The organism is Sphingobacterium gobiense (assembly GCF_002980575.1).
GTDB lineage: Bacteria > Bacteroidota > Bacteroidia > Sphingobacteriales > Sphingobacteriaceae > Sphingobacterium > Sphingobacterium gobiense.
The window spans coordinates 16,802-36,943 of record NZ_PVBS01000003.1; the positions used below are offsets into that span (position 1 = coordinate 16,802).

Here is a 20,142-nt window from a genome sequence, read left to right on the forward strand (position 1 = left end):
TGTCGAACATCCGACAGGTTTTTTTATCTTTAGGGCATGAGAATGTGGAAAATTACGCTTCCTATAATGATGCTACTGTGCTTAGAGTCTTGTTCTTTTTTGTATCCGATTATACTTGTAAACCAAATGGATAAGGATCTCGTATTTGAAGCTACGTTCAAGGATATAGCCGATACTTCTCAACTGCATTTGACATATGTGGCCATGGCAGATTTAGATGATGAATACAAATATGCCGAACTTCCTAGCAGAAGTAGAGACCAGAAGTTACCTTACCAACTAGTGGAACATAATAAGATTCGTTTAATTATTCCTGCGCACTATACTGTACGTATTATTTCGAGAAGAAATGGAAGGCCTGATTATTTTAAGGAATGTAAAATTACTGTTGATGAAAAGCGGTTGGTATTGGATGGCGAGGCCTTACAAAGTCTGCTGAAACGGAGGAGAAATTTTGACATTATAGGGGTGAAGAAGTATCTTAAAATAAATGATGCGGTGTTTCGTTAGGTGAATTTTTACGTTAGTTATTTTTCAGAAATAAATCAACGGCATTCAAACCGTTTTTTAATCGTTCATCACCCGCTCCTGAAATAATTTTATAGGAAGCGTCCAGTGCTTTCAATTCTTTTTTCCAGATACGCATAAAATGTTCCCGCTGTTCCGGAAAATCTCGTAAGGGGTCATCTTCCCATGGTAAATCAATATCCATAAGTAAATAAAAATCGTATTTTCTGGATTTGATTTCGTCCGTGACTTCCTGAGGTGTGCTGTGGAAAAGATGATCAGACCAGATTTTTACAGTCAACATCGTGGTATCGCAGACCAATATATCGTTTTTTGCTAGCGGAATTAAGGAATCTTCCAGTGCAATCTGCCCGTAGAACATGTTAACTTCATCCTGTAAAGTATATTCTCTGTTGAGTTTTCTGCAATAGTATCGAGCATACTCGGGTACACATACAGTTCCAAGCACGTGTGCAAGATGTTGTGCCATCGTCGATTTTCCGGTCGATTCCGGACCTACGACAGCGATTTTCATCATACTATTTGTTTTTAATGGCGATGAAGCTTGCATAAATTTCTAATCATATTGCAATTTATACAGGTTTCATTAATGGAATATCAACCAATGTATAATCGTTTTCACAATTATACTAAAACTTGCTTGAAGAACATCACTCGATTGTAAAATTGACTATTGTACCATTTTATTGGCACAATTTGTACTCGCGAATGATTCAGGTTTTGCTCGGAATTGAAACCCCATGCCCATGATATACCCCATTGCTTCTTTTAGTGCAATGTTGGATTCGAAACTAGGATTGGTGTTGATATCGACATGCACTTCAAGGTCGATATGGTACTGGTCGAGAAGTGGACATAATTGGTACGCGACATCAATAGATTTTTGGACCTCGATAAGCATACGCTCTTTAATGCCTATCCGGCGGAAAATTTTGTCGCGATTGATGAACATGAAGCCTCCTTTATGTTCGCGTAGGAAAACAATGACTGTAGCAAATTCTACTATACCTCGTTTTACTTGCGAATCTGTACCTATGTATACTTTTAATCTGTTACCTAGGTGAGCTTCCCTTTTGATGATTTCCTCAACAGCATCGTTGATGGGCGTGTGGATTTTTTCGCCATTGTATTTTTGCCAGACCATAGTTGATGATATTTTTGAATAAATTTAATGTTAAAATAATCATTATGTGTTAATTATGTTTTATGTTTTTGTTATTAGTTATGCATTTATGAAGTGATAGCAGCGGTGCTTTTTAGGTGTTTTGGACCTCAAATCGTCTCGCTGAAGTTACCTTCATTCCGTTATCACCGATACGTTCGTTTATTACTCTTTATTCCCGTAAGCTAAATCCCCCGCATCACCTAACCCTGGAACTATATAAGATTTGGATGTCATTTCGTTGTCTACATCGCCAACCCAGAGGTGTGCTTCAGGAATAAAAGCGCGCACATGCTGAAGCCCCTCTTCGGACGCGATAACGACCGCGATATGAAGCTCCTTAATGTCGTATTCCGCAAGCAGATCTTTACAGCAAAGCACCAAACTACGTCCTGTAGCAAGCATAGGGTCAGCGATGATGAGAATTCGGCCATCGAGATTAGGTGTGTTGACGTATTTCTTATACACTTGCATTTCACCACTCTTTTTTGTATGCCTATACGCAGCAAAAAATGCGCTATCGGCACGATCAAATATATTTAGCATTCCCTGATGAAAGGGTAAGCCCGCTCGTATGATTGTTGCCAACACAGGCTGTTCTTGCAAAACTTGATGAGCGGCCTCTCCTAAAGGTGTTTGGACTTTTATAGGTTCGTAATCTAACGTTTTGCTTATCTCATAGGCTATAATCTCTCCCACGCGCTCTAGATTGTTTCGAAAACGCATACGGTCTTGCTGAACGTTGACGTCTCGTAATTCCACCAAATAGTGATTGGCAATACTATTTTCTTTGGTCAGGATTGTTACCATAACGATATATTTAATATCAGCAATTTAGCAAATTAAGTGCCTTTTTCCTAACTTTATATTTCCATCAATGGAAGATTCTTAATGAAATTCAAATTAACATCAGAATATAGGCCTACGGGAGACCAACCACGCGCTATCAAAGAATTGATAACGGGGATAGAACAGGGGGAACAGTACCAGACGTTATTAGGGGTAACAGGTTCAGGGAAGACATTTACGATTGCGAACGTTATACAGGAGACACAGCGGCCTACGCTTATTCTCAGTCATAATAAAACTTTGGCGGCACAACTTTACGGGGAATTCAAACAATTTTTCCCGGAGAATGCGGTCAATTATTTTGTGTCTTATTACGATTATTATCAGCCAGAAGCATTTATAGCATCTTCCAATACCTATATCGAAAAAGATTTAGCGATCAATGAGGAAATTGAAAAATTACGTTTGGCAACGACTTCTTCGCTAATGTCGGGACGTCGAGATGTAATTGTCGTGTCTTCCGTATCCTGTATTTACGGTATGGGGAACCCGGAAGATTTTTCGCGTTCCATTTTTCGCTTTTCTGTAGGTATTACCATCAGTCGAAACGCTTTTTTACATCGCTTGGTTGAAATACTCTATGCCCGAACAACGAGTGATTTTAAACGCGGAACCTTTCGAGTAAAAGGAGATATCGTGGATGTATATCCAGCGTATTTGGATAACGCTTTCCGAATTTCGTTCTTCGGTGACGAAATTGACGAACTTAGTGAAATTGACCCCATTTCGGGACAGACAATCTCCAAGATGGAAGATATAGCGCTGTTTCCCGCAACCTTGTTTGTAACCCCTAAGGAGAAATTTACGCAGTCTATATGGGCCATACAGGAGGAGCTGGAACAGCGAAAGGTGCAGTTGGAGGAAGATGGCAAGCTGCTTGAAGCCAAGCGCTTGGAGGAACGTGTCAATTACGATTTGGAGATGATGCGAGAACTTGGTTATTGTTCGGGAATTGAAAACTATTCTCGTTTTTTTGACGGACGCCAAGCAGGTATGCGACCATTCTGTTTATTAGATTATTTTCCGGATGACTATCTCTTAGTCATTGATGAAAGCCATGTTACCTTACCCCAACTACGCGCCATGTATGGTGGAGACCGTTCGCGCAAGATTTCATTAGTCGAGCACGGTTTTCGATTACCTGCTGCATTGGATAATCGACCCCTTAACTTCCCCGAGTTCGAATCGTTAACCAACCAGACGGTTTACGTTTCTGCAACACCTGGTGATTATGAATTGCAGAAAACGGAAGGCGTAGTTGTCGAACAGGTTATTCGCCCAACAGGTTTGTTGGACCCGATTATTGAAGTGCATCCAGCTATTAATCAAGTTGACGATTTCCTAGAGGAAGTCGACAAGACGATAAAAGAGGGAGGACGTGTGTTGGCGACGACATTGACCAAGCGCATGGCGGAAGAACTGACCAAGTATATGAGCCGATTAAATATAAAAGTACGTTATATTCACTCGGAAATAAAGACATTAGAGCGTGTAGAAATCCTGCGTGGTTTGCGGTTAGGTGAGTTTGATGTGCTGGTCGGTGTGAACCTTCTACGTGAAGGATTAGATTTGCCGGAAGTAACATTAGTTGCTATCCTCGACGCAGATAAAGAAGGGTTTTTACGATCAGAACGTTCCTTGATTCAAACGATCGGTCGCGCAGCCCGTAATGATAAGGGACGTGTTATTATGTACGCTGATCAAATGACAGACAGTATGCGGGTGACTATCGATGAAACAAACCGACGAAGGGAAAAGCAGATCGCTTACAACGAAAAACATGGCATTGTACCGCGAACGGTGGGTAAAACGCGTGAAGAAATTTTAGAACAGACATCGGTAGCCGACTTTAAACCTGGTGAAGCTAAAGCGTATGTAGAACCCGATGCCACGGCATTTATAGCCGCTGATCCGGTCATGGAATACTTAGGAGATAAGGAGATGAAAAAGGCTATTGAAAACGTACGCAGAAAAATGGAAAAAGCGGCAAAAGAGATGGATTTTTTGGAAGCTGCAAAACTGCGTGACGAGATGTTCGTCATGGAAAAGCTATATGAGGATCGTTTCGGAGAAGGGAAAAAGTAAAAGCTTTTTATACTACTTCTTCTCTTCATAGAGAGTTTCCTCTTGATGAATCAACGACCAGCAGTGATTTTCTTCGATCAGCTTGTAATGCTCGTTAGCATACAAGTGGGGAGTGACGCTATCCAATAATACGCTATCATCTTCTTCCTGTATGAAAAGCTCTGCTTTCTGCTTGGTTAAATCCATCAAAACGAAAGCTGCGGTTTCAAAGTTGGTTGACGTGTCTGTGATATTCATGGTAATTGTACCTTCCCAAGGACGAATACATTCATCTTTGATTTTTGACCACGTGTAGCCCGCGGCAATGAGACAGCCGTACTTATCTTTCGCTCCGCCGATCGGAGGAAGGGAGGAAGAGCTATCATTAGATGCTTCCTTCCGAGCAGAACCTTGACAAGAAAAAAGCATAAATGAAACGAATATGAGTGCTATGTACTTCATCTTATCTCTTTTTATAAAGTAGGCGTTCATAAACCATACCAAAGTTTAATTAAATAAATCAATATACTGTTCATGCAAGTTTCATCGCCATTAAAAAAACATTTGTTCGAATGAAAAAGCTTACTACATTTACATTCTTTAAACAAGTGTGTTGTTTTTTTAATGCCAAAATAAATGAAAAAGCCCGTATTGGTCATAAAATTCGGTTCTGCTGCTATTACAACCAAAGATGGCGATGTTGATGAGCGCATTGTGCTGGAAATTGCCCGACAAACCGCTCAACTGCAATCGAAATATAACGTCGTTCTGGTGTCGTCCGGTGCCGTCGCCGCTGGGAAGAAATACCTAAAAAATTATGATGGAAGCTTATCTGCGCGAAAGGCCGCAGCAGCTATCGGGAATCCGCTACTTGTTCGTACATATAGCACGTATTTCAAGCCGTTCAACATAGCGTTGGCGCAAAGTCTATGTGAACGGCAACATTTTGCGAATAGGGCCCAGTTTCTTCAGCTAAAGGATACTTATCAAGAACTGTGGAAGAATAACATCATTCCTATTGCCAATGAAAACGATGTTGTGAGCAATAAAGAGCTTAAATTTTCGGACAATGATGAACTAGCAACGTTGATAGCTGTTGGATTTGGCGCAGAACAACTTTTATTCAGTACGTCCGTTCCAGGGGTTCTGGATAGTAAAGGAAAGGTAATTTCACAAATCTCGATGATCGATAAAGAGGTGTTTTCTTTTGTAAAAAAAGAAAAATCGGCTGTCGGTTTAGGGGGGATGAGCTCTAAACTCAATTTCGCCAGACTGGCAAATCAAATGGGTATACAAACCGTTATTTTCAGTATGCAAACGGTAGATGGAATCTTAAAAGCAGTGAAGGGTGAGACAGGAACAGTTTGTTTACCTCAGAAAAAAAAGGTATCTTCGAGGAACAAGTGGCTAGCGACCGGTAGTCTGATCAAGGCACTGGTGCGCGTCGATGAAGGAGCGGCGAACGCTATTCTAAATCGTAAAAGCCTTTTGGCTGTAGGGATAGTAACCATCAATCAAGCCGTGGAAACGGGGGAGGTATTCCAAATAGCCAATGAAGAAGGGGAAGTATTTGCTGTCGCAAAATCAAAAATTGATATTTTGGATGCGGAATCGATCCGTAAGAAAAAGAACGTAGCGATAGCGCATGCTGATGATATAGTGCTTTTGTAATTCGTGGGAGCAACCTTTGTTGTTGTCCAATGGGTAATAAATAAATTGTAAAGACGCAATATATGCGTCTCTACTTATTTTTGTAACATACATAATAAAAGGAAAGGGATTTTTAGATGAAGAAGGAAAGTATAGTAGAAGAATTAAAAGCTGCTCATGAAGCTACCATAGCAGCGAAACGCTTGTCCAATGATGCTAAACAACAGCTGTTAAAAGCTATTGCTAATTCGCTTGAAGCACATGTAGAGGATATCATTGGTGAGAATAAGAAGGACTTGGAGCGTATGGATAAAGCAGACCCACGATACGATAGATTATTGTTGGATAAAGATCGGATTTTGGGGTTATCAGCTAGCCTCATTGATATCGCGAACCTTCCAGACCCGACAGGATTATCGATTTCTCGTAAGGAACTGGAAAATGGATTGCTGGTCGAGAAGAAAACCGTTCCTCTCGGAGTAGTGGGAGTGATTTATGAATCGAGACCTAACGTAACGGTGGACGTTGCGGCGTTATGTATACGTTCAGGAAATGTCTGTGTATTACGAGGCGGATCAGATGCTTGGTATACGAACAGTGTATTGGTGGAGATTATACAGGAAGAGCTACGTAAACATAATTTAGATATACATATCGTTCAGCTATTGCCGACGGACAGAGCTTTTGTAAGTGAATTGCTTTCTGCAACCCAATATGTGGATATTATTATCCCAAGGGGATCGCAAGCGCTTATCGATCTAGTTCGTCAGCAGGCCAAAGTCCCAGTTATTGAAACGGGGGCGGGCGTATGTCACACGTATGTAGAGCGATCAGGTGATTTGGAAAAAGCAGCAAAAATTATAGCGAATGCTAAAATACAACGACCATCCGTGTGTAATGCTTTGGATACTGTTTTGGTCGACAGGGAAGTAGCGCAAGACCTACTCGGTAAGGTTGCGCCCTATTTTAAAGAGAGTAGTGTAAAAATCTACGCAGACGAAACGGCTTTTTCTATTTTACAAGAACTTGGTTATCCGTTGTTAGTATTAGCCAGCGACGAGGACTTTGGACGAGAATTTCTGTCGTTACAATGTTCGATCAGGGTAGTAGAAGGTTTTGATGAGGCTTTAAAGCATATCGCTGAGCATTCTTCTAAGCATTCGGAATGTATTGTTTCAACGGACGCTGAACGCGTCAACACGTATATGGAGACCGTGGATGCAGCTGCAGTTTATACGAATGCGTCAACACGGTTCACGGACGGCGCTGCTTTTGGGCTTGGGGCTGAAATCGGTATCTCCACCCAAAAACTGCATGCGAGAGGACCCTTTGCTTTAGAGAAATTGGTCACAGAGAAATGGTATGTTACCGGCGATGGACAAGTCAGATAGTGGATTGTCGTTAAAATTCTTGTGAAAGCTATGGGCCTTTAACAGGTGATAAACATATAATGAGTATTAGATACGAGAAAGATACGATTCTGAATTGGATTAATGAGATGGGCAAGTTTTTACGCCTGCTCATTGATAAATACGAGGCTTTTGATGAGCCTATTGAGCCTGCAGTTGTCGAAGAAGGCTACCGTAATTTTTTTGGAAAGGAAAGAGACTGGCTAGTAGGACTTTCCCAGAACGAACTTTTGATGTATGTGGAACAGGAGTTAGAGACGGAACAAATACGTCCATTAGCATTACTCTTCTTGCGGGACGCGTTACTTTCTCCCGAGGATGAGATGCAACAGCAACTCTTGTGTAATTCGAAATTTCTATTGGAGCATGTATCGCAAAAATTGGGAAGCTTCTCTTTTGAAGATTACGGGAACTTGACATTTATTGACAAAAGATTACAAAAATGAGATGCGATGCCATTTTGAAAACTCAAATAATCTACTAAATTTGTAGAGAATAAGAATTTTTAAAAAAACTTAAAATTTTAAGATATGAGTTTACGATTAGGCGATGTTGCTCCTAACTTCCAGGCGGACACATCTATAGGAAAAATTGATTTTTACGAGTATATCGACGGAGGCTGGGCAGTTTTGTATTCACACCCTTCAGATTATACACCTGTATGTACCACTGAACTCGGGCGTACTGCACAGTTGAAATCAGCGTTTGAAAAGAGAAATACAAAGGTATTAGCATTGAGTGTCGATTCAGTAGAAGACCACTTGGGCTGGATTAAAGACATCAACGAGACGCAGAATTGCGAGGTAGATTTCCCGATTATTGCGGATAAAGACCGTACAGTAGCGGAACTTTATGATATGATTCATCCAAATGCTTCTGCTACAGCAACAGTACGCTCGGTATTTGTTATCGGTCCAGATAAAAAAGTCAAATTGACATTGACTTACCCAGCTTCTACAGGTCGAAATTTCTTTGAGATTTTACGTGTGATCGACTCGCTTCAGTTGACAGACGAGTATTCTGTAGCAACACCTGCTGACTGGAAAGATGGCGAAGATGTAATTGTCGTTCCTGCCATAAAAACAGAGGACATTCCGGCTAAATTTCCGAAAGGCTACACGGAAGTGAAACCTTACTTGCGTGTTACGCCACAACCGAATAAATAAAAAAGAAAAGAGGCAAATCATCAAATTTGCCTCTTTCTTTAGTAAACTTTTACAATATAAACGTAATCCTGTAGCTTTTTTATCTGATCGGTTCGCGATAAATTGTATAATAAGTTTTTGTTGTTAAGAACCACGTTTTTACCTTTAAGAGAGTCGGCTGGAATACTGTTCAGTGTTTCCATTAGTGCCTTCGTTTTGATTGCAAAAGCTGCACCGTCTATTCCCTTTTGTTTACCGCTGATAATCCCTATTACATTCCCCTCTTTATCTAATAACGGACCTCCGCTGTTACCTGGGTTTACTGGGATTGATATTTGATAGGCAAGCGTGTCGCCGGCATATCCAGTAGAAGAACTCAGATAACCTTGTCCATATACAGCTTCATCCCGAGGGAAACCAATTGTATAAACGTCTTCTCCGATATCCGCATCCTGTCTTTTAAAAGTATAGGGGATGCTTCTGGTCAATTTAAAGGTAGAGTCGTTTATATGCAAGATGGCCAGATCCTTTTCCGGATTTGTAAAAACAATATCTGCTTTAAAAGATTCCCCCTTATGATTTTGTAAATGTACCGAGTCAGCTCCGGTGATAACATGGTAATTCGTGACCACATAACCATTTTTCGTAATCATGAATCCTGTCGCACCGTAATGCATCGTTTCTTTAACGTCGTCTTTGCTGTTGTGGATGTTCCGAATAGCTGCATTCTGTGCGTTTACATTACGCTTTACGGTGTTCATATCCCTTCGTAGAGCACTGTAATCTGATGTTGTTTTCTTTAGGTTCTTATAATACCCCGTCAACCACAACGTAGAGAATACCGATACAATGGCGATCGCAGCTGCAACAGCAGCGTTAAGTTTTAACCTATCCCATATATTGATAACCTTAGCCGCCGGTTTTGAGGCGTGCGCCTCATGGTAATCTTGTGCAACACGCTGTAATTTTCGCTTAAAACTTGATCGTGATTCCGCTTTCACCATTGTGGTTAAAAAAGCTTTGTGTTGTGCGAAAAGTTCTGCCTTTCCAGGATTCTCCGCACAATATGTCTCAAACAGCAATTGATCTTCGCGGGAAAGCTCCCCTCGAAGATACTTGTCCGCCCACGTTATAAACTCCTGTTGATTTAAGCCTTTCATGCCAATTTAATTGTAACTACTTTTTGAAAAATATCTTTTTTAAACGTTGAAGACACTTATATTTTTGCGTCTTCGCATTATCGGCGTTCGTGTAACCAAACTTCTCACAAATAGCTGCCATCGATTGTCCCTGTATATAAAAATCGTATAAGATGGTTTTACACGGTTCTCCTAACCCGTTTAATGCATCTTCCATTTGGACAAGATTGGCTTCTTTAATCTCATGATCATCGATCGCTTCTTCAGCCGTTAGCGATTCTCCATAGTCGTCTATCGAATCTGTACGATATTTCGCTTCGCCACGAGTAAGGTGTTTCAGCCACAGCCGTTTTGCAACCGCATACAAGAATGTTTGTAATTTGCTGCTCAAAACAAAATCATGATCAACAATTTTGTTATAAAGCACCATCACTGTTTCTTGGAAAATATCCTTTGCTTCCTCTCTGCTGCCACGATTGTTTATGATCATATGGGCAATGGGCGGGAAATGCATTTGATATAATTGCTGGATAGCAAGGTTATCTCCCTCCCTGATGCCGTTAACGATTTCGGAATCAATCTGTATGTCGCTTTTTTCCTTACTCACTTATTAATACCTTTTTAATCAAATAGTAACCTATTGCACCGTATAAATTTTAAAGTTTTTTGTCAAGCAGATGACAGATCAAAAGTAGCAAATAAATTTTTGTATGCTCTTTTTTTTCATCGGGGAAAAGAAAGGGTTAACTTCGTATTATGATGAAGATAAAGGTAGGTTTTGGTTTTGATGTCCATCAAATGAAAGAAGGGCATCCATTTGTAATCGGAGGCGTGCAATTGGAACACCATGCAGGTGCGTTTGGGCATTCAGATGCGGACGTCTTAGTACATGCAATTTGTGACGCCATCCTTGGAGCAGCAAACTTAGAGGATATCGGCTTTCACTTTCCGAACACGGACCCTAAATGGAAAGGGATAAGTAGCCTCCTTTTGTTGAAAGAATGCGTAAAGCTCCTAAAAGAAAAAGGATATACCTTAGGTAATATTGATGGTATGCTGTGTCTGGAAGCTCCGAAGATTAAACCGTACATCCCAGCCATGAAAGAGCATATCGCTAAAGCCGCTGGGATTGATGTGGACGACGTATCTATCAAAGCCACCACCAATGAAACGATGGGCTTTATAGGGCGTCAAGAGGGCGTTGTCGCCTACGCCGTCTGTCTTATTGAGAAATCTTAGCTGTATGACTTGCTGTCATATAACCCGTTTGTTATAAAATAAATTTGGCTACATGTCGAAGTTTAATATAATGTCGTTCTAACTTTTTTAAAACATATTAAAGCGAGAATGTTAACTTTGTACTAAAACCGTATCATAGGTGCAATGAAGAGAGAATCAAAGCAGAAATTGACAGACATAGATATCAAACGATATACCCGGAATTTTTGGACGATATTGTGTAGTATAGTTGTTCTTGGAGCACTTTTCCTAGTAAGTGTGCGTTTGGGCGTATTTGGGAAATTACCATCCTTTGAGGAACTGGAAAACCCAAAGAGCAATTTGGCTTCTGAAATATTGACGGATGATCTCCAGGTATTGGGTAGATATTACAAACACAATCGCTCCAATGTAAAATATAGCGAGTTGTCTCCTCACTTGGTCCATGCTTTGGTCTCGACAGAAGACAAACGTTTTTACGACCATTCGGGTATTGATTATTCCCGGACAGTAACCTCAGCTATCTACACGACACTGCTAAATAGAAAACAAGGGGGGAGTACGATTACCCAACAATTAGCGCTAAATCTTTTCTCTGAGCGGAGAGAGCGTAATACCTTCAAGCGCATTATGCAGAAATTCCAAGAGTGGATTACCGCTGTTCGTTTGGAAAGGAGTTATACCAAAGAAGAAATTATTACGATGTATTTCAATACCGTCGATTTTGGAGCTTACAATACCTTCGGTATTAAATCGGCGGCTAGAACGTACTTTGATACGACCCCTGATCAGCTGACCCCTGAACAAGCGGCTACATTAGTGGGAATGTTGAAAGGAACCTATATCTATTCGCCAGTACGATTCCCGGAGAATTCCATGAAACGGCGGAATACCGTGTTGAATAATATGATCGATCAGAATTTTCTGACAAGGGAGGAAGGACAACAGGCCAAAGAACACCCGTTGGATTTGAAACTTCGTATAGCTAATTATGGAGAGGGTATGGCTCCTTATTTCCGCGCTGTATTGAAACAGGAATTAAAAAAGGAATTTAAACGTTTGTCCATCACTAAGCCAGATGGGACGCCTTATGACCTGGACCGTGATGGATTGAAAGTTTATACACCGATCAATTACACCATGCAGCGATATGCAGAAGAAGCGCAACGGGAGTGGATGGAAAAATTACAACGGGATTTTGACAGACAATACCGTAACTCCGATCCGTTTAAAGGAGCCAATGCCCAGTTGTTAATATCGGGTATGCGTCGCTCTGATCGTTATCGGGTATTGAAGGAGGCAGGTATGTCGGAAGAAGAAATCCGAAAAGAGTTCGACAAGAAAGTGCCGATGACTTTGTTTACCTACAAGGGAAATGTAGATACGGTTATGGCTCCGATGGATTCCATCCGGTACAATAAGCTTTTTCTGCGGAACGCCGTAATGTCCATGGAGCCGAAAACAGGACACATCAAAGCTTGGGTCGGGGGAACCAGTTTTGAACATTTTAAATTTGATCATGTAAAGCTAGCACAAAGGCAAGTAGGCTCAACGGCGAAACCATTTACGTATGCTGCTGCGATCGATAATGGATACTCGCCTTGTTTTCCGGTGCCCAACCATTCCCGTACCTATGGCAACTGGACACCTCGTGGAACAGTGCAAGGAGGCGACCCGATAACCTTAAAAAATGCGTTAAAATATTCGCAGAATTTTGCTTCTGCCTATGTTATAAACGAAGTGACTCCGGCTACGGTTGCTTCACTAACTAAACGTATGGGCATTACCTCTAACGTGCCGAATTATCCGTCCATTGCATTAGGGGCTTATGAAGCATCTGTCTATGATATGGTAGGTGCCTATGCTGCATTTGTCAATCACGGCACGTGGATCGAGCCTACTATGATCTTACGTGTGGAGGATCAAAATGGTGCACCTATCTATGAAAAAACACCAACAGTAGTTAAGGCTTTGAACAGCGAATCGGCCTACATTATGGTGGATATGTTGAAAGGTGTTGTTGACGGCGGTACAGGTTCTCGTCTAAGACGGGCAGAGTTCGGTGGGTTCAAAAATCCAATCGGAGGTAAAACGGGCACTACAAATGATAACTCCGATGCCTGGTTTATCGGTATAACCCCAGAACTGGTGACGGGCGTTTGGACTGGTGCAGAAGATCGTGGCATCCGTTTTTATAGCATGGCATCTGGACAAGGAGCACAAGCTGCGCTTCCTATATTTGGGTTGTATATGAAGAAAGTTTATGGAGACAAGAATTTACATTACACCCAAGAGGATTTCCCGCTTCCACCGGGGGGATTGACGCGTGAAATTGACTGTAGTCAATACCGAGAGTTCTATGGGGTCCCATCCAACGAGGACGTTTTAGATGACGATCGATTGGGATTCTAATATTTCGTGCGGTTTGTTAAGATTTATAAACGCCGAACAGCGGATTTTAACGGAATTTGTTGTCCGGCATTTTTTATGTTATGAGTGTATTCGATTACAAAGAAGAGTTAAAGAAAATACCCCATAAACCAGGTGTTTACCAGTATTTTGATAAAAATAACGAACTCATCTATGTGGGAAAGGCTAAGGATTTACGCAATCGAGTAGGCTCTTATTTCATAAACGAACATCAACTTAATAGTAAAACCCGTGTATTAGTACGGAAAATAAATCGTATTGCATTTACAATCGTTGATACCGAGATCGATGCATGGCTTCTGGAGAATAATCTTATTAAGAAGCATAAGCCTCGTTACAACGTGATGCTGAAGGATGACAAAACATACCCATGGATTGTTATTAAGAACGAACATTTTCCCCGTGTTTTTTGGACACGAAAGTATATTCGAGACGGATCACGTTATTATGGACCGTACGCTTCTGTTGGGATGATGCATATCATTTTGGATATGATTCGTGAACTTTTTCCTTTACGTACCTGTAACCTGAACTTGTCTCCTGAAAACATAGCAAGAGGTAAATACAAAATTTGTCTAGAATATCAGATAGGCAACTGCAAGGGCCCATGTGAGGGATATCAATCTGAAGAAGATTACGATCAGAATCTTGCTGATATTAAAAATATTTTAAACGGCAAGATCACTGTCGTTACAAATCGTTTGAAGATGCAGATAAACGATGCGGTGACGTCATTGGATTTTGAAGCTGCGCATAAGGTCAAGACGAAATTAGAAAAGCTTTCTAATTATCAAAGTAGATCTACCGTTGTCAGCTCGTCGATAACCAATGTAGACGTATTTAATATCGCATCGGAGGATAATTATGCCTTCGTAAACTATTTGAAAGTAGCACATGGGGTTGTGATCCAAACCCAAACGTTAGAGATGAAGAAACGTTTAGACGAGTCCGAGGAGGAACTGTTAACTTTGGCAATTCCAGAGTTTAGAGAGCGTTTCAAAAGCACGTCCAAAGAAATCATCGTACCCTTTGATATACATATCGAAGGAGATACCGCTCTAAAATTTACAGTGCCCAAAGCGGGAGAAAAGAAAAATCTGTTGGAATTGTCTCGTAAAAATGTAGCTTATTTCAAAAAGGAGCGTATGTTACAATACGAGAAGTTGAATCCAGAAGTGAAAACAGAACGCATTCTAAAGCAGATGCAAAAGGATTTACGATTGAATGTGCTTCCGAGGCATATCGAATGTTTTGATAACTCCAATATACAAGGGAGTTTCCCTGTATCAGCCGTCGTGGTTTTCAAAGATGCGAAGCCTGCAAAAAAAGACTATCGACATTTCAACGTCAAGACCGTGGTCGGGCCAAATGATTTTGCGACGATGGAAGAAGCGGTTTTTCGACGTTATAGAAGATTGTTGGATGAAGACCAGCAACTCCCTCAGTTGATTGTGATTGACGGCGGAAAAGGACAGCTAGGGGCAGCTGTGAAAAGTTTGAAGCTGTTAGGGATAGCGAATAAAGTGACCATCATCGGTATTGCCAAACGTTTGGAAGAGATATATTACCCCGGGGATCAATATCCGCTGTATCTCGATAAGAAATCGGAGACATTAAAAATCATTCAGCATTTACGGGATGAGGCCCATCGTTTTGGGATTACTTTTCACCGTAATCAGCGCAGTAGAAAAACATTTGTTTCCGAACTGGAACGAATCCCTGGAATAGGGAAGACTTCCGTAGAAAAGCTGTTGAAGACCTTCAAATCAGCCAAGCGTGTAAAAGGAGCATCTGATGACGAATTGAATAAAGTGCTTAATGCTAAGCAGATTAAAGCACTCCGCGAATACTTTGTTTGAACCTACGGGAAAAAGAACATATCAATCATCATACCCAAACTTTTTCAAATAGTTTTTCTTGCGGCGCCAGTCGGGAATTACCTTGACAAAAAGCTCTAAGAATACTTTTCCATCGATAAACGCTTCGATATCCTGCCGAGCGTACGTACCTACTTTTTTAATCATTGCTCCGGCTTTTCCAATAAGAATATTTTTCTGGGAGTCACGTTCTACAATAATTTCTGCAGCAATTCGCGTAATGTTTTCTTCTTCTTTATAAGACGTCACGATCACTTCTGTACTGTATGGGATTTCCTTATCGTATAGCTTAAAAATTTTTTCGCGAATCATTTCAGAGACGAAGAAACGAAGGCTTTTATCCGTTAGCTCATCCTTTTCGTAATAGGGTGGGTGGATCGGCAGTTTCTCTTTAATATATTCCATGATGCCTGCCACGCCATGATTGAGCAAAGCAGAAACCGCAAAAACAGCGTCAGGATTTAGTTTCTCCTGCCAAAATGTTATTTTGCTTCGCACTTCTTCTTCTGAGGACTTATCGATCTTGTTGATAAGGACAGCCACAGGGGAATTTGTTTTATGCAACCTTTCGATTACATCGCTCTCGTCGAACTTCTCATGAATATCCGTCACAAATAGAATCACATCCGCATCGATCAAGGAGCCCTGAACAGAATTCATCATGGATTCCTGTAAGGAATAGTTTGGCTTAATAACCCCGGGCGTATCCGAAAATATAATCTGGTGATCTTCATCGTTCACAATCCCCATAATCCGGTGTCGCGTCGTTTGCGCTTTAGGTGTAATGATAGACATTTTTTCACCTACCAACGCGTTCATTAAGGTGGATTTTCCCGCATTGGGTTTTCCGATAATACTGACGAATCCTGCTTTATGCGACATGAAATGTTATTTAATTTTGAAATGTAAAGGTACAAAATTTATGAGCATTGTAGACTGTTTTCTGGCAACTACAAATTTGTAACGATAAACGTGGGGGAGATGACAACGTATAATCTTGTTAAAAATTGTTAAAGGGTAAAAAAAAGACAAAAAAAATATCGAACTGTAGGTCAAAAAAATTATATTTGTTATATATCACCTTTACACTACTTACTGATGAACATTTAACATGACAGGATTAAGGAAAAAAATAGCATTATTATTTACGCTAGCAAGCATAGCGATGCTTAGCGTAGGTAACACTATGCACGTCCATTCTGTCATTGGTAAAAAACATACAGCCGCCTACAACGTTTTTCATTTTGCCGCTGATCAAGAGAATGAAAAATTGATCAAGAATGTGAAGGTATTTTATAATCCTGTTGCAGAACAAATTACCTTAAATTTTACTCTCAGCGAACAAAATACGGTTGTCATCAAAGTAATGGACGCTTTAGGAAATGAGGTTTTAAACTTAATGAACGGTCGTTTGGACGCTGGTCTGCAAAGTTTGTCTTTCGATTCGGATGGAAAGCTCACCACTGGCTTCTATTTTGTGCGGGTAACTTCTGGCTCGGAAACCGTAGTAAAACGTATTTCTGTAAGATAGATAGCGTTTAGTGTTAAAGACCATACTCACCCTCATCTATCCATAACCCGTCGTTTTTGATAATCTCTATCAACTCATCTAAAGCGTTGACGGCGCTTACATTTCTCTTCACGACCTCCTTGCCTCTATAGAGCGTTATTTTATCAGGTCCTGCCCCTACATAGCCATAATCCGCGTCTGCCATTTCGCCGGGCCCATTTACAATACAGCCCATAATGCCGATTTTCAGACCTTTTAAATGGTTGGTGCGGCTTCTAATCATTTGTGTTGTTTCCTGTAAATCGAAGAGTGTCCGCCCACAACTAGGACAAGATATATATTCTGTTTTCGAAATCCGAGAACGAGTTGCTTGCAAAATTCCGAAGGATAGTGAAGCGAGCTTATCCGAAGGAGTAGCGGGTGAATCTATCCAGATTCCCGACCCCAACCCGTCAACTAATAAAGCCCCCATATCCGTAGCAGTATATAGCTGAATCTTAGAGATTGGTTCTTCGGGATCCATAATATCCCCAACAGGCCCTGAAAATTCCTCAGCGGGGTAGCTACGCTTGATAATAACGGGATTGTTGAGACCGATGGCTTGCAGATTGTTGAAGAACTGCCGTTGGTCTGCCATTCCATGAGGCTGATTAGTTTCTAAAATAAAGACAACTGTGTTGTCTATTTGCAAATCTGCAAAATATGTCCCGTCTAAGTCATCGTTTGTTAATGTGATCAGATTTAAGGAAGAATCGAACACCGCGGCGTCTTGATAGCTTTTCAATGAATACACAGGGTGTTTATTCGCTTTATCTTTTAAATTTTTCCAAATTTCATAATCATATAGTACTTTGAGGTTTCCCGGAAGCGTAAACGATGGTAGTTGGGAGCCGAGGTAAACAAAATCTACCGATTGATCACCCATGTGGTATTTATCGTTGAGTGCGTCGTATCGATATCCAACAGCTGTCAAGATGAACGGGTCTTTTAAATTCTCGCATGAAATATCCACCACCACACGTGGAACCAACGAACCTCCAATAAATGCGTTGACTTCCATTGCCTCATAAGGACTGACGTTTGTATGGCCCGCTAAATTAACAATTTCGCGTATGGAAGAATAAGGCTGACTTTGTTTGCGCTTCGTATACCGATTAGCTAAAGCACGGGCAACAGGCACCTCGTTTTCTGGTTCTTCTGTTAACGAAACCCGAATCGTGTCACCCAGCCCGTCTTCCAATAATGTTCCAATGCCTACAGCAGATTTTATCCGCCCATCTTCACCGTCTCCAGCTTCCGTAACACCCAAGTGAAGCGGGTAGTTCATGTTTTCCGCGACCATTTTTTCGACCAATAAGCGATAGGCGCGTACCATTACCTGCGGATTGGAGGATTTCATGGATACGACGAGGTTATAATATCGTAAATCTTCGCAAATACGTATAAATTCCAGTGCAGATTCTACCATACCCTCGGGGGTATCGCCGTATCTACTCATAATACGGTCAGAAAGCGAGCCATGGTTAGTGCCAATGCGCAGCGCAGTACCGTACTCTTGACATATTTTAACCAAAGGTGCAAACTTTGTATAGATACGTTCCAGCTCATCTTGATAGGCCGTATCAGTATATGCTAATTGGTCAAATTTCTTTTTGTCGGCATAGTTGCCGGGGTTGATACGCACTTTCTCCACGATACGCGCGGCTACTTCTGCTGCATTTGGTGTAAAATGAATATCCGCCACCAATGGGACATGATAGCCCCGCATTTTCAGCTCTTTTTTAATATTGGCCAGGTTTTCAGCCTCTTTGATGCTCGGTGCTGTAATGCGTACATATTCACAACCGGCATCTACCATGCGGATAGTCTGTTCTACAGAACCCGATGTATTCATGGTATCGACCGTCGTCATACTTTGGATGCGAATAGGATGGTTTCCTCCCATTGGAATATCGCCCACGCTTACTTCTCGTGTCAAAAACCGACTATAAGTTGTTCGGGAATTACAATATCCACCCGGTAATGTGATTTCGTTTTTTGCGTCCATGCGTAGGTACAAAGGTAATTGTTTTTAAGTTCTTTTTTCCCTCAAAAAAGAACAAAAAACCGAACGTAGTGAGCTCCTGAATGCCATTAAAAACAAATAATAATGAATAATTATAGTTCGGACAATTGACTAATATCGAGTTAAGGTGAAATTATTGGCGGCTCCTTCTAACTGGATATCAAATTTGTTTTCTGCGTTCTCATAATTCGCCGTTTTTGCGATGCCGCTTTCGTTCGTTTCAAAACCTTCAAAAGAGTTTTTGGATAAAATAGACGTATATTCTACTTTAATCGCTGCGTCTTTTGGGACACGAAAATAGATTTTTGATGCCCCGGTAGCCACATCAATTTTAGATATGCCAATTGTTGGCTCTCCTAACGTGAGATCCATGGTACTGGCCCCTGTATTTACCTCCAATGTTTTGAACCGCAAGGAGGATAGGTCACCTTTAAAATTTGCTGCACCATAATTTAAAATTAAATGCCAATCAACTTGGGGGTTCAACCCAATCAGGACAGTATTTGTTTTATTCTTGGACGTGCCAGGTTTTGCATTGATAACAACGGTCTGTTTATCCGCTTCCTGCGTTGTCTTGATGTTCAAGCCCATGTCGTCCGTCTTTGCTCTGGCAGAAACCAGATTGGAACCTTCTTCTACCTGCAGTTCAAATTTTCCAGCTCCGCCGTTAAATTCCAAGGTAGATTCTTTCACTGTTGGATCAAGGGGTGCATGCACAGCGTTCAATAATGGCTCATCGTCATTGATGTTGTCCATACTGATGTTTTTTCCATTAAAAAGCTGTTCTGACCAATCTGTTTTAGGAGCAGTCAAGCCCACATAGAAAATCCATCCTAAAAACAGCACATTACAACCGATTTTAATGTAGTTTCCAAATGTCTTATTTTGAGCGATTAAATTGATTCCAACAATAATGATGAGTAAAGGCCAATATTTAATTGTAGCCCAAAAATTAAAATGTATAACGTCTAGGTTGTGCAATAGCAGAACCATTCCTATAAAGACAAACCAAATGCCGGATGTGATCTTATTTTCCATACTTCTGTAAATATAACAGCTCAAAACTACAAGTTACGATTTTTTTACTAAACTACTT

19 protein-coding genes are annotated in these 20,142 nt (G+C 40.9%); 10 read left to right on the forward strand and 9 right to left on the reverse strand.

Features of this window, described 5'->3' with window-relative positions:
- Window positions 1-126: 126 nt before the first annotated feature.
- Window positions 127-510 carry a hypothetical protein gene (locus tag C5749_RS15140; protein WP_105727087.1) on the forward strand — a complete coding sequence of 128 codons (384 nt, stop codon included), beginning with the start codon at window positions 127-129 and terminating at the stop codon, window positions 508-510.
- Window positions 511-523: 13 nt separating this feature from the next.
- Here the strand turns inward: C5749_RS15140 and C5749_RS15145 are convergent, their stop codons facing one another.
- The 3 genes from C5749_RS15145 to upp all read right to left on the reverse strand — a co-directional run bounded on the left by C5749_RS15145 (window position 524) and on the right by upp (window position 2,500).
- Complete coding sequence (locus C5749_RS15145) at window positions 524-1,045, reverse strand: AAA family ATPase (RefSeq protein ID WP_105727088.1); 522 nt, start codon at window positions 1,043-1,045, stop codon at window positions 524-526.
- Window positions 1,046-1,198: 153 nt separating this feature from the next.
- Window positions 1,199-1,672, reverse strand: a complete 474-nt coding sequence (locus C5749_RS15150) for a ribonuclease H-like YkuK family protein (protein ID WP_105727089.1) — start codon at window positions 1,670-1,672, stop codon at window positions 1,199-1,201.
- A gap of 183 nt (window positions 1,673-1,855) precedes the next feature.
- On the reverse strand, window positions 1,856-2,500 hold the full coding sequence (gene upp, locus C5749_RS15155; protein WP_105727090.1) for a uracil phosphoribosyltransferase: 645 nt from the start codon (window positions 2,498-2,500) through the stop codon (window positions 1,856-1,858).
- A gap of 81 nt (window positions 2,501-2,581) precedes the next feature.
- Between upp and uvrB the strand changes: the two genes are divergently transcribed.
- On the forward strand, window positions 2,582-4,624 hold the full coding sequence (uvrB, locus tag C5749_RS15160; RefSeq protein WP_105727091.1) for an excinuclease ABC subunit UvrB: 2,043 nt from the start codon (window positions 2,582-2,584) through the stop codon (window positions 4,622-4,624).
- A 12-nt stretch (window positions 4,625-4,636) separates the two neighbouring features.
- On the opposite strand, the gene C5749_RS15165 is transcribed toward uvrB, so the two are convergent.
- The gene (locus C5749_RS15165) at window positions 4,637-5,065 is read right to left on the reverse strand and encodes a hypothetical protein (protein ID WP_146113770.1); all 429 of its coding nucleotides are present in this window, start codon (window positions 5,063-5,065) and stop codon (window positions 4,637-4,639) included.
- Between the two features lie 174 nt (window positions 5,066-5,239).
- Here C5749_RS15165 and proB point away from each other — a divergent pair, with 174 nt between their 5' ends.
- From proB to C5749_RS15185, 4 genes are all read left to right on the forward strand, one after another.
- Window positions 5,240-6,274, forward strand: a complete 1,035-nt coding sequence (gene proB / locus C5749_RS15170) for a glutamate 5-kinase (RefSeq protein ID WP_105727093.1) — start codon at window positions 5,240-5,242, stop codon at window positions 6,272-6,274.
- A gap of 116 nt (window positions 6,275-6,390) precedes the next feature.
- Entirely contained in the window at window positions 6,391-7,644 is a 1,254-nt protein-coding gene (locus C5749_RS15175; protein ID WP_105727094.1) for a glutamate-5-semialdehyde dehydrogenase, read from the forward strand.
- A 59-nt stretch (window positions 7,645-7,703) separates the two neighbouring features.
- On the forward strand, window positions 7,704-8,108 hold the full coding sequence (locus C5749_RS15180) for a hypothetical protein (RefSeq protein WP_105727095.1): 405 nt from the start codon (window positions 7,704-7,706) through the stop codon (window positions 8,106-8,108).
- 84 nt (window positions 8,109-8,192) lie between these two features.
- On the forward strand, window positions 8,193-8,828 hold the full coding sequence (locus C5749_RS15185) for a peroxiredoxin (protein WP_105727096.1): 636 nt from the start codon (window positions 8,193-8,195) through the stop codon (window positions 8,826-8,828).
- Between the two features lie 38 nt (window positions 8,829-8,866).
- On the opposite strand, the gene C5749_RS15190 is transcribed toward C5749_RS15185, so the two are convergent.
- Together C5749_RS15190 and C5749_RS15195 are read right to left on the reverse strand one after the other, a co-directional pair.
- Window positions 8,867-9,967: a S1C family serine protease gene (locus tag C5749_RS15190; RefSeq protein WP_105727097.1), complete on the reverse strand. Its 1,101-nt coding sequence runs from the start codon at window positions 9,965-9,967 to the stop codon at window positions 8,867-8,869.
- Window positions 9,968-9,983: 16 nt separating this feature from the next.
- Window positions 9,984-10,553 carry an RNA polymerase sigma factor gene (locus C5749_RS15195; RefSeq protein ID WP_245893805.1) on the reverse strand — a complete coding sequence of 190 codons (570 nt, stop codon included), beginning with the start codon at window positions 10,551-10,553 and terminating at the stop codon, window positions 9,984-9,986.
- A gap of 152 nt (window positions 10,554-10,705) precedes the next feature.
- Between C5749_RS15195 and ispF the strand changes: the two genes are divergently transcribed.
- The 3 genes from ispF (at window position 10,706) to uvrC (ending at window position 15,453) form a co-directional block, all read left to right on the forward strand.
- Window positions 10,706-11,185: a 2-C-methyl-D-erythritol 2,4-cyclodiphosphate synthase gene (ispF, locus tag C5749_RS15200; protein WP_105727288.1), complete on the forward strand. Its 480-nt coding sequence runs from the start codon at window positions 10,706-10,708 to the stop codon at window positions 11,183-11,185.
- Window positions 11,186-11,329: 144 nt separating this feature from the next.
- Window positions 11,330-13,576: a penicillin-binding protein 1A gene (locus C5749_RS15205; protein ID WP_105727098.1), complete on the forward strand. Its 2,247-nt coding sequence runs from the start codon at window positions 11,330-11,332 to the stop codon at window positions 13,574-13,576.
- A gap of 80 nt (window positions 13,577-13,656) precedes the next feature.
- Window positions 13,657-15,453, forward strand: a complete 1,797-nt coding sequence (uvrC, locus tag C5749_RS15210; RefSeq protein ID WP_105727099.1) for an excinuclease ABC subunit UvrC — start codon at window positions 13,657-13,659, stop codon at window positions 15,451-15,453.
- Window positions 15,454-15,474: 21 nt separating this feature from the next.
- On the opposite strand, the gene era is transcribed toward uvrC, so the two are convergent.
- On the reverse strand, window positions 15,475-16,353 hold the full coding sequence (gene era, locus C5749_RS15215) for a GTPase Era (protein WP_105727100.1): 879 nt from the start codon (window positions 16,351-16,353) through the stop codon (window positions 15,475-15,477).
- A gap of 229 nt (window positions 16,354-16,582) precedes the next feature.
- Between era and C5749_RS15220 the strand changes: the two genes are divergently transcribed.
- Complete coding sequence (locus C5749_RS15220) at window positions 16,583-17,002, forward strand: T9SS type A sorting domain-containing protein (protein ID WP_105727101.1); 420 nt, start codon at window positions 16,583-16,585, stop codon at window positions 17,000-17,002.
- 13 nt (window positions 17,003-17,015) lie between these two features.
- Here C5749_RS15220 and ispG read toward each other — a convergent pair whose 3' ends face one another.
- Window positions 17,016-19,028 carry a (E)-4-hydroxy-3-methylbut-2-enyl-diphosphate synthase gene (ispG, locus tag C5749_RS15225; RefSeq protein WP_105727102.1) on the reverse strand — a complete coding sequence of 671 codons (2,013 nt, stop codon included), beginning with the start codon at window positions 19,026-19,028 and terminating at the stop codon, window positions 17,016-17,018.
- Window positions 19,029-19,157: 129 nt separating this feature from the next.
- On the reverse strand, window positions 19,158-20,084 hold the full coding sequence (locus tag C5749_RS15230) for a LiaI-LiaF-like domain-containing protein (protein WP_105727103.1): 927 nt from the start codon (window positions 20,082-20,084) through the stop codon (window positions 19,158-19,160).
- Window positions 20,085-20,142 lie beyond the last annotated feature (58 nt).

Excerpts from the sequence above, each read along its gene's own strand:
- C5749_RS15140 (WP_105727087.1), top strand. The coding sequence starts at position 127 with ATGGATAAGGATCTCGTATTTGAAGCTACGTTCAAGGATATAGCCGAT.
- C5749_RS15145 (WP_105727088.1), bottom strand. The coding sequence starts at position 1,045 with ATGATGAAAATCGCTGTCGTAGGTCCGGAATCGACCGGAAAATCGACG.
- C5749_RS15150 (WP_105727089.1), bottom strand. The coding sequence starts at position 1,672 with ATGGTCTGGCAAAAATACAATGGCGAAAAAATCCACACGCCCATCAAC.
- upp (WP_105727090.1), bottom strand. The coding sequence starts at position 2,500 with ATGGTAACAATCCTGACCAAAGAAAATAGTATTGCCAATCACTATTTG.
- uvrB (WP_105727091.1), top strand. The coding sequence starts at position 2,582 with ATGAAATTCAAATTAACATCAGAATATAGGCCTACGGGAGACCAACCA.
- C5749_RS15165 (WP_146113770.1), bottom strand. The coding sequence starts at position 5,065 with ATGAAGTACATAGCACTCATATTCGTTTCATTTATGCTTTTTTCTTGT.
- proB (WP_105727093.1), top strand. The coding sequence starts at position 5,240 with ATGAAAAAGCCCGTATTGGTCATAAAATTCGGTTCTGCTGCTATTACA.
- C5749_RS15175 (WP_105727094.1), top strand. The coding sequence starts at position 6,391 with ATGAAGAAGGAAAGTATAGTAGAAGAATTAAAAGCTGCTCATGAAGCT.
- C5749_RS15180 (WP_105727095.1), top strand. The coding sequence starts at position 7,704 with ATGAGTATTAGATACGAGAAAGATACGATTCTGAATTGGATTAATGAG.
- C5749_RS15185 (WP_105727096.1), top strand. The coding sequence starts at position 8,193 with ATGAGTTTACGATTAGGCGATGTTGCTCCTAACTTCCAGGCGGACACA.
- C5749_RS15190 (WP_105727097.1), bottom strand. The coding sequence starts at position 9,967 with ATGAAAGGCTTAAATCAACAGGAGTTTATAACGTGGGCGGACAAGTAT.
- ispF (WP_105727288.1), top strand. The coding sequence starts at position 10,706 with ATGAAGATAAAGGTAGGTTTTGGTTTTGATGTCCATCAAATGAAAGAA.
- C5749_RS15205 (WP_105727098.1), top strand. The coding sequence starts at position 11,330 with ATGAAGAGAGAATCAAAGCAGAAATTGACAGACATAGATATCAAACGA.
- uvrC (WP_105727099.1), top strand. The coding sequence starts at position 13,657 with ATGAGTGTATTCGATTACAAAGAAGAGTTAAAGAAAATACCCCATAAA.
- era (WP_105727100.1), bottom strand. The coding sequence starts at position 16,353 with ATGTCGCATAAAGCAGGATTCGTCAGTATTATCGGAAAACCCAATGCG.
- C5749_RS15220 (WP_105727101.1), top strand. The coding sequence starts at position 16,583 with ATGACAGGATTAAGGAAAAAAATAGCATTATTATTTACGCTAGCAAGC.
- ispG (WP_105727102.1), bottom strand. The coding sequence starts at position 19,028 with ATGGACGCAAAAAACGAAATCACATTACCGGGTGGATATTGTAATTCC.
- C5749_RS15230 (WP_105727103.1), bottom strand. The coding sequence starts at position 20,084 with ATGGAAAATAAGATCACATCCGGCATTTGGTTTGTCTTTATAGGAATG.